Below are 15,000 nucleotides of genomic sequence, written 5' to 3'. Positions count from 1 at the left end.
TGTGTATAAGAGACAGGTATGACACTGTCCTGCCTTTCGAATCCACAACCATCTGATATTGTGACATGATAGGTTATGGAATCGTGTTCTGCACCGCCCGTTGATAAACTTTGCGGGTTATTGGTGCTCGGAATATCTGTCCAGTTAACAGTATAAGGAGGAATAGCCCCAGAGATATTTGTAACCTGAACCATTGGGTTTGTGGTAGGACAGTAAGAATAGGCGTAATCCTGTAAGTTGTAAGTTACGTTATCAGGATGTACATGAATAGTAACCGGTGAAGATGTACATTGCAAAGCACCAGTTGTATCATAAACACTAATTGTAAAGGTAGAATCAGTACCTGCGGCCCCTGCAATAAGAGTGTTATCTTCTCCGGTAAGTCCATTACTCCAAACCAGGTTCATATTTGACGAACAGCTTCCACCCATTGCATTAATGACAATATTGTCAAGCCCCCAGTTATCAAAACCATTCCCGGAAGTGTTTTCCTGATACCATCTAAACATGGTAGAATAAGTGTTTGCAGCCGATGGAATGGGGACGGTAAATGAAGACCATACTGACATTGGGGTTGAAGGACCACCGAAAGGAGCACCCGGAATAGTAGTTGTAGGGATACTTGTTAACATATCTCCGTTCCAAGCCCAGTAGTTGATTGTTACCCAGGTTGCACCTCCGTCAATACTATATTGTAGAGCAACCCCTTCATCATATTGGTCAAGCTGTTCACAAGGGGATGAACTTGTATTGGCATAAATCATTTCAAAAGAAACAAATCCACCAGGACAATGAATATCGAAAGCAGCGGTTGTAATACCCGGAGTTACATTTGATGCCGATGTAGAAGCCCAATAGAATTCTGTACCATCCAAAGCTGCCGGAGCACATGGAGGTGTAAAGCCAAGACCTCCCTGAGTTGACCATCCCGAAGGAATAGTACTCGTGTTAAAATCAAAGGACTGGTTGGCATTCAAAAGAGAACCAAGAGCCGAAATCGGCACGCTATCTCCAGGACATACTGTAGTGTCTAAAGGGCTAACGGTTATAAAGCAATTGGTTTGCTGGCTAAATGACTGGCCTGAAGCAAGCAGCGCGATAAATAGTATTAATTTTTTCATGACTAACTTATTTAATGGTCAGGTTTTCTGTAGAAATGTGTAAAGGAATGTAAGTGTTTTTCGGATCATTATTGGTAATGTGCATCGCCAACGGAGATGCAAAGTGCGAAAGATTTCCTTCAATAGAAGACATAGCAGGAATCGTATATGATTTCAAGTTCTCTTTATTGCACCCGTTACACCCCAAATTGTAATTTACAGCAAGCGTATAAGAAATAGTTATTTCTTTATTCGTTGTGTTTTCAAGCTTTACTAACACATATTCATCCTTTGCCTGAATTTCTTTTTTGGCAGAAAATTTTACTCCTTTTACTTCCTGGAAAAGATTCCATTCAGTAGTAAGAGAACCTACAGGCATCTTACTTTGGGAAAAAACAGTACTGCTCCATACTAGAAAAGTTAAAGCAATCAATGATACTTTTGCTAAAACACGCATCTTCTTCATAATCTCAAGTTTATTTTAAAACGAAATAATTAATTAATTCGTTGCATGAAAATATGCATATTTTGAAAAAATGTTTGGTTTGGAAAGAGTTGAATGTTAAAATATCATGAATTTAATGGATATTGTTAGAAGTTTACATGAAAAGTTATAAAAAATAACAATGTAAAGAATTAGCAATTCAAATTGCCTAAACAAGACTTAATGGTTGGAAATTCAAATTGAAATTTTTCGCGCATTAAATTTTCGGGAGATATGTACCGGCTCTTTAGAATTAATTCGGTTTCGGTTCGGATAAGTAAAGCTCCTAGTTTTAGCATCCATACCGGCTGATTGATGAAAAAGGGAATGCCCAAACTGGTACGCAACTCTTTTTGAAACACCCTGTTTTGTACCGGATGAGGAGTTCCTAAATTGTAAATAGAAGCTGTTTGTTCCTTTTCAGCAATAAAAAAGAGTGCTCTGCAGAAATCCCGGATGTGTATCCAGCTTACCATCTGGTTTCCCGGTCCCATTTTCCCGCCTAAACCCAGGCATGCCAGTTTTTTTAATACCGGGTAAACTCCGCCGTTCTTTCCTAAAACAATGGTAGAACGCACGAGTATTTGCCTGGTTGGAATATCTTTGAAGGCAAAAAACGCTTTTTCCCAGGCTTTGCATACATTGACAGAAAATCCTTTTCCGATGATTCCTTTTTCTTCCGTATTCGGGTTCTCCAAAGAATGTTCGTAAATGGTTGCACTGGCTACATTAATCCAGCAAATAGGTTTAAGCGTGCAATCCTCAATGGCTTCACCGATGATGCGTGTACTGTCCAGTCGTGAAGCGAAAATTTCTGTTTTGTTTTTAGCATTATACCGGCAATTCACGGATTTTCCGGCAAGATTAATAACCAAATCTGCGCCTTCCAGTTCTTTTGCCCATGGACCGATCGTTTTTCCATCCCAAAGAACCTGTTTGAATCCTTCCGGTAATTGAGCGATGGGTTTTCGGGATACGGCAGTGATTTGATACTCTTTTTGATATGTTTTTGTATAGTCAATAATGGATTTCCCTATGAATCCGTTGGCAGCGAAAAGAACTATCTTTTTCATGGTGTTTGGGTTTAAAGTTGGAAAACAAGCGGATAAATGCACATTCTGAACAGGATCCAGCTGAGACTTAATTTCCAGGTCCAATTTTTCAATGCAACACGTCTTTTGTGTTCGAAGAACATGAATGTAACTGTCATTCCGTAACAGACAACAGCCAGGAAGTGGGTTTCAATTCCCAGGAAGTTTGCGAACTGGATTCCGATTCCAAAAAACAACAGGAGCAGCGCGCCTAAAAAAGAGACGAAAACGAGGTGTCCGATGTAATCGTAACTGTTTTTTTGACCGAGCAGCAGAAAAGCCAGTCCTTGAAACCCGATTTGTGCCGCAAGCAGGATTAAATCATTCGGTGCTGTGTCGACAAGGTATTCACCCAGGAATTGATGGAAATACCAGCTAACAATGGCATAAGTGAGAAAACTCGTCAGGAGAATGAAGTTGATTCTCCAGAGAATAGATTTTGGAGGCTCACAATTACATTCAAATGCATTTTTTTTCAGAACAGGAGCAACTATTCTTCTGTTATAGCTGAAAAGCAGGTATAGGATTTTTAATAGCCAATTAATAGGTTTGAAGTTTCCCAGGATCTTTATTATTCGTGAGTGGTAACCGAGCAGCATAAGCAAGCCGTCAATTCCGTACCGGACTTCGTGGCTTTGATGATTCACACATGCAATTTTTGTTTGAGCGATGTTGGTATCAACCTCTCCGGGATGCTTTAGAACGTAGTCTACATAAGGAATTCTGCCTTTTTCATCCAGGAGTCTGTATTTCACAAAAATTCGTGTATACCAGCAGCAGAGTGGGCAATCTTTATCGTAGAGAAGAGCAATATTTTCCATGTTATTTTTATTTATTATTAATTCAAAACTTTCAATATTTTTTGAAAATAAAAATCAAAAAAAAGGAAGTTAACTCCTTCTATTTGAATAGATTCAATATTTTTCCAAAGAACACGTGTTCGTCAGCTTTCATCAGAGTGCCGGATAAAGAATCCAATCGGCTGACCAAACGCTCAATGTTTTCAATGGTAGCGACGAAAGAAATGGATTCGTAGGATTGCTCTACTTTTTTGAGCTCAGCCAAATGCTGCTGCAAAGGTTCGAGCTCTCTGCGTTTGCGTTCTTTCACAATGCGTTTGGCTACTTCCCACATGTCTTTTTCGGCACGGAAATACTCTTTGCGGTCTCCGGCTATACTTTCTTTGTAAATTAAATTCCAATTAGCCAGCTCACGGATGTTCATATTGGCATTCCCTCTGGAAATAGAAAGCCGCTCCATGATGTCTTCCGTGCAAAGCGGACTGTCACTAACAATTAGCAAGGCATGGACCTGGGCCATGGAGCGATTAATTCCCCATTGAGATCCGAAGTTTCCCCAGGTTTGAATGAATTGCTGTTTGGCTTGTTCTAATTCCATGAATCAAATATATACAATATTTTCAATAATAATTGAAAATTACGGCATTTTTATGCTGTATATCAAAACTGCGCTTTCTCTTATTTTTTCAAAATGTTCAAATTCTGCAGCTTACCGTTTTGATTTACCTGTAAATAGTACATTCCGGGTGACAGTTCTTCTACGGAAATGAATGAAGAATCCAGGTGTTTTTTGCTTAGGATTAATCTTCCGTCCGTAGAATAAAGCGTTAATTCGGCTTCGCCATTCAGAGTAATTTGAACGTGACCTGTTGCCGGATTTGGGAAAGCCTGTACGTTCAATACATCCAAATCAGGAAGTCCAAGTGTGCCGTTGATAATTCCGATTGCCTCGAGGTCAAATCCACCTGATTCGAATGCTGTTGGATAAGGATCGTTGATCGTCGTTCCGAATTGATCAGTAGTTACATGCCCGGAAACAGCACCAATTACATCAATAATCCGCACCAGTGTTACGGCAGATTTGTTCAGATTCGGATCGTTGGGAAGGTCGCTCAGGTCAAAGGGTGTTCCATAGCCAAGCCGGTACTTTCCAGCCAGGTTATTGATCATCCGGCAATCCGTGTAGGTGGCATTGGATGCTTGCACCGTTGTAGGAACTTCTGTTGTTGATGGGAATCGGAAAAAATGTACCCCGTCGGAACTGACTTCTACGTGAGCCATTTCGATATAATCATCCATGAATCCATTTTCGAACACGGCAAAATCATAACCGGGACCATCCATAATAAACTGATCGAAGCTCAATGTTGCTACACCGCTGTCACCTAAAGAAAGAACATCAGTTACAGAACCGGTTGCAGGCCCCAAAGCCAGGTTCAGGTTCCCATAACTTGCCCTGTTTGACCCGCTGATAGTTATTGTCGTATCAGCAATATCCAGATAGCCTCTTTGAACCGTGCCACCGCTGGCCCAGGAAACAAAACAGGAACTGTCTTTCTTAATGGCATTCGTTCCGGGGTTTCCGGGAGCAGGATGAAAGCTTTGTGCATGTAAAAAACCGGGTAGGATAAAAAGGATGAAAATGAACTTATTCATAAATTAAAATGCTTGTTGGGTTTAATCCCACGTTATAACTTGTTTCAAAAATGCCGTTGGAAGAAAATACATGAACCTGTCCGGTCACGGTATAGTTTTTTGCGTCCAGGCAGTAAATCTTGTTCGTAATAGTGGAATACTGGATGCCGTATAATGTCTGTATTCCGGAAGTAGGGATGTATTGCGGATTGGTAATTGTTTCCGTGTTTGTGTCAAAAAGCGCGATCCGGTTGTCTCCCGAGCTAAAATCGTGGTAGGAGATCAGGAAGCTCGAGTTGAATGCGGTAATTCCACTTGCGTCGAATGTGAAGGATTGAGCCAGTGTATTTGTACTTGCATTGATCCGGTGCATGCGTGAAGGAATAGAGGAATAATTTCCACGTGTAATAACATACACGTCCCCGTTTTGGTCAGCCTGTATTGATCCCGGGTTTTTTCCGACTGTAATTCGTGTGATTTCCTGTAGACTTCCCAAATCGATAACAGAAACGGTGCTGTCTACATTGGGGAAATTCAATCCCCCGGAATTGGCTACAAATAGTTTTCCGTTGCTGATCGTCAGACCTTCGGGATTGGCACCAACGGGTATGCGGTTTGTTATACTGAGTGAAGCTGTGTCCAAAACATCCACAAATCCATCGTAGCAGGTAATGTATGCTTTTGCGCCGTTGAATGTAATGTAGCGTGGCTGCTTGGGAGTTCCGTTGGCAACCATGGAAATCTGACTGATACTGTTCCCGGTTGAAGCATCCAGGATTTCCAGCGTACTGGAAACATTGACAATCACGTAGATTTTTCCGCCGTAACGTTTCATATCATTCCCGGTATCACCCAGTGAGCGGTTGGTTTTTTGCTCAAAGAAATTGCCCGTATAGGCGTTGTCTGAAAAATTGTACCAACCCAAAGTTGCATTGTTCTGCTGAAAAAGTCCTTCGTTCAACACAAGCATTCCATGCTGCAATGTCGGTGGAGCCTCTGGTTCTTCTATTTTTTTCTTTTTACAGGAAAATGCAAGAAGCATAAGGAATAGTATCGGAATGATCTTAAAGCGCATATTGAAGTCGGATATTAAAATGAGTTCCCGGCATTACGAAGTAATTGATATAATTGTATTGCTTGTTGGTTAGATTATTGACACTCAAACGAAGGGTGAGTTCGCTTTTGTTTAATTTTTGGGTATAAGATGCTCCTGCATCGAGCAGGAAATACCCTTCCAGCAAATTGGAAGGAATATTTTGGTTCAATGCATAGCGTTCTCCCAAATACGATCCGAGAACAAAGAAGCTTAATTTTTTCCAGGAATAATCCAGTTCCACGCTGCCTGAATGTAACGGAGAATAACTTAAAATATGCCTGTAAGTAGGGCTAAGCGGATCGCTGATATCCTGTGTGTATTGAAAGGTGTAATTGATTCGCATTCCCAGGGTGTGCTGTTTGATTTTTTTCTGAATAAGCTCCGTAAATTCGACTCCGAAAGCATCCGATATCCCGATATTCTGAATACTCCAGATAAAGAGGTTTTTGGTAGGAATAGCCAGGATTTTGTCGTAAACGTATGAATAGAACGGCTGGATCATTGTTTGTGAAACTCCTTTTTTGAAAGGAAGTGTCAGGTCATAGCGGATAGACGCGATATGTGCTTTTTCCGTACGCAATTTGGTGTTTCCGATCTGCTGGTAGTACAATTCGTTGAAAGAAGGCTGCCTGCAGGTGTAACGGTAAACGATCCCGATCTTGTTTTTACTTCCCAGGTCAAAGCTCCAGGAAACGGCAGGAAGCAGATTCCATTGACTTTTAAGTATCGTATCGCGTTTTTCAAAAACACCTTGAGCACCAATTTGTGCCATGATTTTTCCAAAGGCCTTCCATTCGATGCCCAAAAGGCTTTCTGACGTATTTCGGTAAGGGTTTCCGACGAGTGATTTCCCTTTCAGTTCTTCTAAGATGAAAGAACTTCCGATAAGCAGTTCCAGTTTTTCGGTAATGGAATAGGCTGCCTGAGATTGGATGTCAAATTGTCCGGAATAATACCTTGAATCGAGATACCCTTGTAAGTTCAGGTAAGCTGAGTCGAGGTATTGCAGGTTGTTCTTTTGGTAATTTGCAGAAGAGAATACATTCCAGCGATTCTTTTTGAACTGGTGGTTCACGGATCCGTTTAAACCGTAACCGTTTAAATATTGTGCGGCATTGCTATTGTAGAAGATAACTGCTCCTGCCAGGTCTTTTTGGTATTCGTTCCCGGAAACCCGGAATTGGAATTGATGGTGTTGATTAGGCGAAAACTGAATGGATGCGGTACCGAAGTATTCCAGTAAACTATTGTTTTCTCTCCGGTCCTTGATAGTTGTATTTCCGTTTAAGTAGGTGTAAGAGTAAGAACCTCCGTATGACCGGATTTTCCCGGTGAATGTTCCGCCCCATTTCTTCCCCCTTTTTTGGAGCATCAGGTAGCTCTCGTATTGATCGAATGATCCGGCTTGTGCGCCAATAATGAGATTTCGCTGATTTGTACCCACATAGGAATGTACTGATTCAACATTGACAACAACTCCGGCCAGTTTTGCGTGAATGGGAATTTGGGTGCGGGTAGGGGAAAGGGTGATTAATTCAAGTTTTTCAATGAAATCTACAGGAAAAGAGCTTAAATCAGCCTGTCCGCTCTGTGTAGTTGAAACAGAAGTACGGTCCTGCACCAATGCAGTATGTCCGGCTCCCAAGCTTCGAAAGCTGACTGTTTTCAATCCACCGACATCACCGTAATTCTTGATCTGAAGTCCGGGAAGCAGACTTAGGATTTGTCCCAGGTCGTTAGCAAGTTTGTTTTGGATCTTATCTTTTGATAATTCCACCTGGATGCTGTTTCCAGTCTCGCTTACCGGAGAAATAACTATTTCTTCAATAGGATTAACCTCCTGCCCGAAGACCGGGCAGGAGGTTATAATCAAAAGGGTTGGTATGTAAAGTTTGAGGGACAATTAGATCTTGCTGATACGCGTTCTGGCAATTCCTTCGGAAGTACTTGTTTCAATAAGGTATGTTCCTGACTGAACTGAACTTAGATCAACTTCCTGGATTCCGTTGGTTGTTTGAGACAAGATCAATTCTCCAGATAAAGCGTATACATTGATTTGTCCACCCGGAGATTTTACAGTGAATTTTCCGGTACTTGGATTCGGATAAACTTCCTGGCTTACAAGGTTTAGAGTATTGATTCCGGCTGTTCCGTAAACGATATTGTCCAAAGCGAAATAAGCCGGAGTTAAGATTCCCTGTGCATTGTGGTCGGATGATTCCAATTCGAATTCCAAAAACTGAACTTCACCAAGTGCCGTTAAATCTACGGTTTGCCAGGTATCAACGATATAATCTTCTGTGTTGTTTGCAAAACGGTAATCAGCCAGGTAAAAGATAACGGTGTCTGTAACTGCGTTTTGAGCATCTTTCCCGATGATCAATAAACGGAACCAGTCTTCACCATTTGTTCCGTCCGGGTTCCCCTGAGCGTTATTCACCGAACCGAACTGTTTCCCGAAAGAATCTCCGTCACGCATGGAAAGTGCCGCGTAAGTGGTATTGGTTAATTGGATGCTGCTCAGTACTTTTTCAGATCCGAAATCAATTCCCCCACCATAGTTAACGGCGTAGTTCTGGCTGTTGTTACCACCAATTCCGGTGAAAGCAGAGAAATCATTTGTGTAGCCTGCAGTGGTAACATCTGTTGAGCTGGAGTAAATGAACCCTCCGGACCAGTAATCCCAATCGAAATTGTAGGAGTTTTCGAAATATACACCTCCGGAAGTAAATCCAAAAGTGGAATCGGAACCGTCCCAATAGGAGTTGGGAGCAAGTGTCAGGTCGTCGAACGTAACAACCGTTTGTGCTTGTGTGTATTGGATGCAGAACACACTAACTGCGAGTAACATTTTTTTCATTGCCTTTAAGCATTTAAAAAGTGAGTAAGAGAAAGCGCAGCTTTTGATTGAACAGCATGACAAATGCTGGTAGTCAAGGCAAAACGCTTCCGATGCTAGCAAATGAAAAAATCAGAGAATAAGAACAAACTGGGAAAAGGAATTTCCCATTTCGAACTCGACTTTAATCTGAAGTCTTCATTCATTATATGTTCCAGGCAGGTATTCTGACTTCTCTCCGGTTACTTCTCCTTCCCATGCTGATTTTTTACGTCAGTACAGTGGATTTATTGAAGACCGTTTAATAAGAGTTACAGCTGCAGATACAGTTTCGGATTCACACCGAATTCCCTATTGTCTTTTGTAAACTTACAATCGAACCTAAAACCGGGGCAAAGATATGTATTTTTTATGAATTGCGAATTATGAGTCCAGGTGTTGAATTATTTCAAATGTTCAAATGTTCAAATGTTCAAATGTTCAAATGTTCAAATCAACCATTTTAAACTCCTTTGAAGTTTATTGAATTCTTTTAAAATCTAAATTCATTGAACGTTTTGAACTTTTTTGAACGCTTTTGACCTTCTTCACAATCACCTTTTAATAAGTTTCAATTCCTAATTCGAAAAAAAGATTATTTTTGCAACGCTTAAATAAATTTTCAAATGGCAGGAACTACCAGTTTTAACGATATTAAACGTCAATTCAAAGAAAACAAAAGACTTCGTTTGATTACCGCAGTGGTGATCGGATTGATTGTCGGAATTCTAGGATACATTCTTTACAAACAGTTTGTTTACGGTCCAAACAACCAAAAAGCAAATGAAGGGTATTACCGTGGATTGAACCTGGCAGCGAAGGATTCAGTAGATGCAGCGATTGCAGAATTGGAGCCGTTCGTTAAGAAAAATGACGGATATCAGGGTGGTGAAGTAGCTGAGTTTACTTTAGCTCGCCAATACATGGCAAAAGGAGATTTCCAGAAAGCATTGAAATTGTTGGAAGGCGTGAAGTTGAAAGATACTTACGGTCCGGCAATGGCACTTGGCCTTCAGGGTGACTGCTATAGCGAAATGGGTAAATACAAAGATGCTATGGACATGTACATCGATGCTGCAGAAGCAAATGAAAACGAGTGGACTACTCCGACTTATTTGTTCAAAGCTGGTCAGGTTGCAGAAGAAATCAAGGACTTTGCTAAAGCAAAAGAACTTTACGAAAGAATTAACCAGGATTACTACATGTTCGGTCAACAAAAATCGATTGACAAATACATTGCGAGAGTATCCGTTAAATAATTAGAAACGTGGCTACAAGTTTAAAAAACTTATCAGCGTTCGATCAAGATACAATTCCAAACGGTGCCGATTTTTCAATCGGCATTGTTGTTTCTGAGTGGAACGGTCATATCACTTCCAAACTCCTGGAAGGAGCAATGGAAACACTCCTGAATGCGGGAGTCAAAGAATCCAATATTCATGTGAAGCAGGTTCCCGGAGCATTTGAATTGCCTCTTGGCGCACAGTGGCTGGCTCAGAATGACCAAATCGACGGCGTTGTTGCCATTGGTGTGGTTATCCAGGGAGAAACAAGGCATTTTGATTTTGTTTGTTCCGGGACAACCCAGGGGATCGTTGACGTTACTTTAAAGTACAACAAACCTGTTGGTTTTTGTTTGCTTACAGATAACACCGAACAGCAGTCCATCGACCGCGCAGGAGGAAAACACGGGAATAAAGGAGTGGAAGCAGCTGTGACTGTTTTGCGGATGATTGATCTGAAGAAACAATTATGAATTAAAAAACGTAGGTAAGCGATTAATCGCTTACCTACGTTTATCTATTTTCAATTTATCATGACATTAATCAAATCTATTTCAGGAATCAGAGGGACCATCGGTGGTTCTCCGGGCGATAATTTAACTCCAATCGATGCTGTTCAGTTTGCTGCGGCTTACGGAACCTGGCTGAAATCTGTTTCAGGCACCGGCAAATTAAAAGTAGTAGTAGGAAGAGATGCACGCCTTTCCGGTGAAATGATCTCAACACTGGTTATTCAGACGCTGGTTGGTTTGGGAATTGAAGTAATTGATTTGGGATTATCCACAACTCCAACCGTTGAAATGGCGGTTCCATATCACCAGGCAAACGGAGGAATTATCCTGACTGCTTCCCATAATCCGAAACAGTGGAATGCATTGAAACTGCTAAACAGCAAGGGGGAATTTATTTCCGGGGCTGAAGGAGAATTATTGCTGAAAATCGCAACGGAAGGAAGCTTCGTTTTTGCAGAGGTGGATGATTTGGGGAAAGTAACTTCGGATACCGGAGCTATTGAGCGCCATATTGAAGCTATTTGTGGATTGTCAGATGTAGATATTCCGGCTATCAAAAATGCGAATTTCAAAGTTGTTGTTGATGCGGTAAACTCCACTGGAGGAATTTCTGTTCCGCAATTACTTCGTAAAATGGGAGTAACCGATATCGTTGAAATGTATTGTGATCCGACGGGTCATTTTCCACATAATCCCGAGCCGTTGAAAGAACATTTGGTAGAATTGTCTGCACGTGTTGTTTCGGAAGGTGCTCACCTGGGAATAACCGTAGACCCGGACGTAGACCGCCTGGCTTTGGTAAACGAAGACGGATCGATGTTCGGTGAAGAATATACATTGGTTGCCGTTTCGGAATACATCCTTTCCAAAAGAAAAGGAGCTACGGTTTCCAATTTAAGTTCTACAAGAGCTTTGAGAGATATTACCGAAGAAGTGGGATGTAATTACTACGCTTCTGCAGTCGGTGAGGTGAATGTGGTGGTGAAAATGAAGGAAACTAACGCGGTTATCGGTGGAGAAGGAAACGGGGGAATCATTTACCCGGACCTTCATTACGGAAGAGATTCTTTGGTTGGAATCGCTTTGTTCCTGTCGCATTTAGCGCACAAAAAAATGAGTATGACGGCTCTTCGCGCTTCTTACCCGAACTACGAAATGGCTAAGAAGAAAATCGACCTGACACCGGGAATTGACGTAGATGCGATTTTGGTGAAAATGGCCGATAAATACAAGCATGAAGAAGTGGATACGGTTGACGGAGTGAAGATCTATATCGGAAAAGAATGGGTGCACCTGCGCAAAAGTAACACGGAGCCAATCATTCGTGTCTATACCGAAAGCAAAGACGCACAAGCAGCTTCGGATTTGGCAGATCGAATCATTGGAGAGATCAAAGAATTGATCTAAGATCATGAAAAAGTTTCTGTCGCTGATTTTAATACTTTCTGCATCTGTTCCGTTTTATGCTCAGGATGAATCTGAAACGATTAGTACAGATGTTTATGACTTCGAAAGCTGGACCAGGGATTGGTACGAACCATTAAAAGAAGCGGTTGTTTTTGCGGATGCCTGTAAACTGAGATCAGAACCCACTTCAGGTTCGGAAATGCTTGCAAAATTATTGATCGGAGACAAAGTAAAAATCCTGAAAGTTGCAGCTACGGATACCACGATCAATGGAATTACATCCAACTGGATCCAGGTAGAATCCGGAAAGAAAAGAGGATATGTTTGGGGCGGATTATTAACAAACCAAAGTCTGAAAGTTTCAGATACAACATCAGCTGTTTGGGGACTCACAAAGATCGTTAAAGGCAACGATACGATGCCTGATAAGTACTTTGCTTCTGTAAGGATTTTCTCCCGAAGACAAATTAGAAAACAAGCTGAATTTGAAGTAACTTATGGTGATCAGCCCGGGCATGCGGAGTTGATCATGATCAAAAACCCGTTGATTGAAGGAGTTGAACATGTATTTATTTACAGTACCATGTCAGAAGCCTGTGGTGTTGCCTGGAGTCAGCATTATCTCATGGAAACCCGAAACGGAATCAATTACCTGGATGTTGGTTATGGAATGAGTGACGGTGGAATTTTCTATTCAGGGATAGATTTTGTCTTTCCCACCAAGGAGAAGGAAAAAGACTACATGATTCCTTATCACAGAAAACCGGATGCGAATCAATATTTAAAAATCACAGATCATGGTGAGTACGATGAAAATTGTGTTTGGACGGAACATACTACCGTTGAAAGCTTTGAATTTAAAGAAGGAGAAATCATTCCTTTTTGTCGGGAGTAAAAATGTAAGATCAACAGTTTAATCGCTCAACGGTACCTTTCAGACAATTCTAAACCACCTTTTGAACCAATTTTAATTCCGGAGGTACTTGAAGGAAATTGATTCCTATGAAAAGAGTAGTTATTGTCCTTTTGGCGATTCTCCCAAGTTTCCTCTCACTTGCAGCCAATGACAAAGAGATTATCAAATCTACCGTAAGCGAAGTAACCGTTTACACGAGTGGTGCACAGATATACCGCAAAGCAAATTTCAACGTAAAACCCGGGATTACGGAACTCATCATCGAAGGTGTGAGCCCTAATATCGACCCGAAAAGCCTCCAGGTAAAAGCTTTTGGCAATGTGGTCCTGATTGATTCAAAATACCAGGTCTATTATCCGGAACCCGAAAAAGTAAAGTTGGAAGGACTTCCGTTAAAAATCCGCAAAGACATCAATCTTTTGCAGGATTCCATTAGCACCATCCAGTTCGATATCAAAGAAATCCAGGATGAGATTGACGTATTGAATGCTTCCAAAACGATACTTACCAACAACGGTGCTATTCGCGGACAGGGAAAAGTAAACGATTCCATTCAGCTCCTGAAGCAGGCCCTGGATTATTACCAGTTGAAAATGAACGAGATCAACAAGAAATTACAGTTGCTCAACAAACGCATGAAATCGAAGAATACCACGTTGCAGGGAATGAATGCCCGCCTGACAGATCTTCAGAATTACCAGTCTTCAAATACACCAAAAGTTCCGGAAGGACCTATTCACCGTATTGTGGTGACGCTTCAGTCAAAAGAAGTTGTAGCAGGCAGATTGGCGGTTTCTTACCTGGCTTCAGGGGCATCCTGGGTTCCTACTTATGATATCCGCAGTGAAATTACTTCCGGAAAGGTGAACCTGGCTTACAAAGCAAATATCCAGCAAAATACCGGCGAGTCCTGGAACGATGTGCAATTGACTTTGTCGACGAATGATCCGTACCAAAATAAGATCAAGCCGGACCTGCATCCATGGTATGTGGATTACTACAATTTCGGAGCAATTAACGGACGTATGAACAGTTATGGTTTGACAGCCGCACCTTCTGTTCAGGCTGAGAAAAAAGATACGAAATCCCTGGCTTACGATATGGAAAGTGAAACCGCTGCGAATTTCACGACAGTAATCAACCGCGTGTTGTCTGCTGAGTACAAAATAGACCTTCCTTATACCATCGAAAGCAATGATGAAAGCCACCTGGTTTTGGTTCGTAATGTAGATTTGACGGCAAATTACCGCTATTACACCGTTCCTAAAATTGATCCGGGAGTATTCCTTGTAGCTGAAGTTTTGAAACTGGAAGACCTGCAATTGGTTCCTGCGAGCGCAAATATTTTCTTTGATGGAACTTATATCGGGGAAACATACATTGATCCGACCACCATGAATGATACCTTGAAACTGAGCTTGGGTAAAGATCCGAATATCATTGCAAAACGCATTCTTTTGAAAAAAGATTACAAGGAAAAAGTAATCGGGAACGACATCGAGCGCACTTATGCTTACGAAATCTCTGTTAAAAACCTGAAAGCAAATACGGTGGAATTAGTGATTGAGGATCAAATTCCTGTAACCAGTAACGGTGAAATCGTTATAGAAGCGATCAACACGGGGAAAGCAGATTATGACAAAACGACGGGTAAACTAACCTGGACCATTGATCTGAAGACCAAGGTCACGGATAAATTCACCTATTCGTTTAAGATTAAGTACCCGAAAGATCGAAATGTCATCCTTCAATAATTGTTTTGTAGTTTGACCCGAATTCAGCATTGGTTTCATGCTGA

General features: G+C 41.4%; 14 protein-coding genes and 1 riboswitch. Of the genes, 5 read left to right on the top strand and 9 right to left on the bottom strand.

The window, feature by feature from the left end; all coding sequences use genetic code 11:
- From QZT69_RS17370 to QZT69_RS17330, 9 genes are all read right to left on the bottom strand, one after another.
- A partial coding sequence (locus QZT69_RS17370; protein WP_294678739.1) for a hypothetical protein occupies window positions 1-1,121 on the bottom strand: 1,121 nt, incomplete at its 3' end.
- A 7-nt stretch (window positions 1,122-1,128) separates the two neighbouring features.
- Window positions 1,129-1,566 carry a hypothetical protein gene (locus QZT69_RS17365; RefSeq protein ID WP_294678735.1) on the bottom strand — a complete coding sequence of 146 codons (438 nt, stop codon included), beginning with the start codon at window positions 1,564-1,566 and terminating at the stop codon, window positions 1,129-1,131.
- 170 nt (window positions 1,567-1,736) lie between these two features.
- Entirely contained in the window at window positions 1,737-2,657 is a 921-nt protein-coding gene (locus QZT69_RS17360; RefSeq protein ID WP_294678727.1) for a TIGR01777 family oxidoreductase, read from the bottom strand.
- Window positions 2,658-2,668: 11 nt separating this feature from the next.
- Window positions 2,669-3,496, bottom strand: coding sequence for a hypothetical protein (locus QZT69_RS17355; RefSeq protein ID WP_294678720.1), 828 nt, complete (start codon window positions 3,494-3,496; stop codon window positions 2,669-2,671).
- A gap of 79 nt (window positions 3,497-3,575) precedes the next feature.
- Window positions 3,576-4,073, bottom strand: a complete 498-nt coding sequence (locus tag QZT69_RS17350; protein ID WP_294678713.1) for a MarR family transcriptional regulator — start codon at window positions 4,071-4,073, stop codon at window positions 3,576-3,578.
- A gap of 80 nt (window positions 4,074-4,153) precedes the next feature.
- Window positions 4,154-5,131: a T9SS type A sorting domain-containing protein gene (locus QZT69_RS17345; protein WP_294678705.1), complete on the bottom strand. Its 978-nt coding sequence runs from the start codon at window positions 5,129-5,131 to the stop codon at window positions 4,154-4,156.
- Complete coding sequence (locus tag QZT69_RS17340; protein WP_294678697.1) at window positions 5,124-6,152, bottom strand: YncE family protein; 1,029 nt, start codon at window positions 6,150-6,152, stop codon at window positions 5,124-5,126. The genes QZT69_RS17345 and QZT69_RS17340 overlap by 8 nt, the downstream gene beginning before the upstream one ends.
- A gap of 22 nt (window positions 6,153-6,174) precedes the next feature.
- Complete coding sequence (locus QZT69_RS17335; RefSeq protein ID WP_294678690.1) at window positions 6,175-8,079, bottom strand: TonB-dependent siderophore receptor; 1,905 nt, start codon at window positions 8,077-8,079, stop codon at window positions 6,175-6,177.
- A 30-nt stretch (window positions 8,080-8,109) separates the two neighbouring features.
- Complete coding sequence (locus QZT69_RS17330; RefSeq protein WP_294678683.1) at window positions 8,110-9,066, bottom strand: DUF4465 domain-containing protein; 957 nt, start codon at window positions 9,064-9,066, stop codon at window positions 8,110-8,112.
- A 178-nt stretch (window positions 9,067-9,244) separates the two neighbouring features.
- A riboswitch (cobalamin riboswitch) is annotated at window positions 9,245-9,452 on the bottom strand.
- Window positions 9,453-9,710: 258 nt separating this feature from the next.
- On the opposite strand from QZT69_RS17330, the gene QZT69_RS17325 reads away from it, so the two are divergent.
- The 5 genes from QZT69_RS17325 (at window position 9,711) to QZT69_RS17305 (ending at window position 14,956) form a co-directional block, all read left to right on the top strand.
- Window positions 9,711-10,343, top strand: coding sequence for a tetratricopeptide repeat protein (locus QZT69_RS17325; protein WP_294678680.1), 633 nt, complete (start codon window positions 9,711-9,713; stop codon window positions 10,341-10,343).
- 8 nt (window positions 10,344-10,351) lie between these two features.
- On the top strand, window positions 10,352-10,840 hold the full coding sequence (ribH, locus tag QZT69_RS17320) for a 6,7-dimethyl-8-ribityllumazine synthase (protein WP_294678676.1): 489 nt from the start codon (window positions 10,352-10,354) through the stop codon (window positions 10,838-10,840).
- A 60-nt stretch (window positions 10,841-10,900) separates the two neighbouring features.
- Complete coding sequence (gene glmM, locus QZT69_RS17315) at window positions 10,901-12,286, top strand: phosphoglucosamine mutase (RefSeq protein ID WP_294678670.1); 1,386 nt, start codon at window positions 10,901-10,903, stop codon at window positions 12,284-12,286.
- A 4-nt stretch (window positions 12,287-12,290) separates the two neighbouring features.
- Complete coding sequence (locus tag QZT69_RS17310) at window positions 12,291-13,181, top strand: SH3 domain-containing protein (RefSeq protein ID WP_294678667.1); 891 nt, start codon at window positions 12,291-12,293, stop codon at window positions 13,179-13,181.
- A gap of 107 nt (window positions 13,182-13,288) precedes the next feature.
- Complete coding sequence (locus QZT69_RS17305) at window positions 13,289-14,956, top strand: DUF4139 domain-containing protein (RefSeq protein WP_294678651.1); 1,668 nt, start codon at window positions 13,289-13,291, stop codon at window positions 14,954-14,956.
- Window positions 14,957-15,000: the final 44 nt, after the last annotated feature.

Origin of the sequence: uncultured Fluviicola sp. (assembly GCF_902168135.1) — a bacterium.
Classification (GTDB): Bacteria; Bacteroidota; Bacteroidia; order Flavobacteriales_D; family Crocinitomicaceae; genus Fluviicola.
The sequence above is the reverse complement of the archived record's forward strand: the minus strand, read 5'-3'. Positions and strand labels throughout refer to the sequence as shown.

Bases quoted from the DNA above. Each gene is read 5' to 3' on its own strand.
- QZT69_RS17325 (WP_294678680.1), top strand. From the start codon at position 9,711: ATGGCAGGAACTACCAGTTTTAACGATATTAAACGTCAATTCAAAGAA.
- QZT69_RS17345 (WP_294678705.1), bottom strand. From the start codon at position 5,131: ATGAATAAGTTCATTTTCATCCTTTTTATCCTACCCGGTTTTTTACAT.
- QZT69_RS17305 (WP_294678651.1), top strand. From the start codon at position 13,289: ATGAAAAGAGTAGTTATTGTCCTTTTGGCGATTCTCCCAAGTTTCCTC.
- QZT69_RS17360 (WP_294678727.1), bottom strand. From the start codon at position 2,657: ATGAAAAAGATAGTTCTTTTCGCTGCCAACGGATTCATAGGGAAATCC.
- QZT69_RS17310 (WP_294678667.1), top strand. From the start codon at position 12,291: ATGAAAAAGTTTCTGTCGCTGATTTTAATACTTTCTGCATCTGTTCCG.
- QZT69_RS17350 (WP_294678713.1), bottom strand. From the start codon at position 4,073: ATGGAATTAGAACAAGCCAAACAGCAATTCATTCAAACCTGGGGAAAC.
- glmM (WP_294678670.1), top strand. From the start codon at position 10,901: ATGACATTAATCAAATCTATTTCAGGAATCAGAGGGACCATCGGTGGT.
- QZT69_RS17355 (WP_294678720.1), bottom strand. From the start codon at position 3,496: ATGGAAAATATTGCTCTTCTCTACGATAAAGATTGCCCACTCTGCTGC.
- QZT69_RS17340 (WP_294678697.1), bottom strand. From the start codon at position 6,152: ATGCTTCTTGCATTTTCCTGTAAAAAGAAAAAAATAGAAGAACCAGAG.
- QZT69_RS17330 (WP_294678683.1), bottom strand. From the start codon at position 9,066: ATGAAAAAAATGTTACTCGCAGTTAGTGTGTTCTGCATCCAATACACA.
- QZT69_RS17365 (WP_294678735.1), bottom strand. From the start codon at position 1,566: ATGAAGAAGATGCGTGTTTTAGCAAAAGTATCATTGATTGCTTTAACT.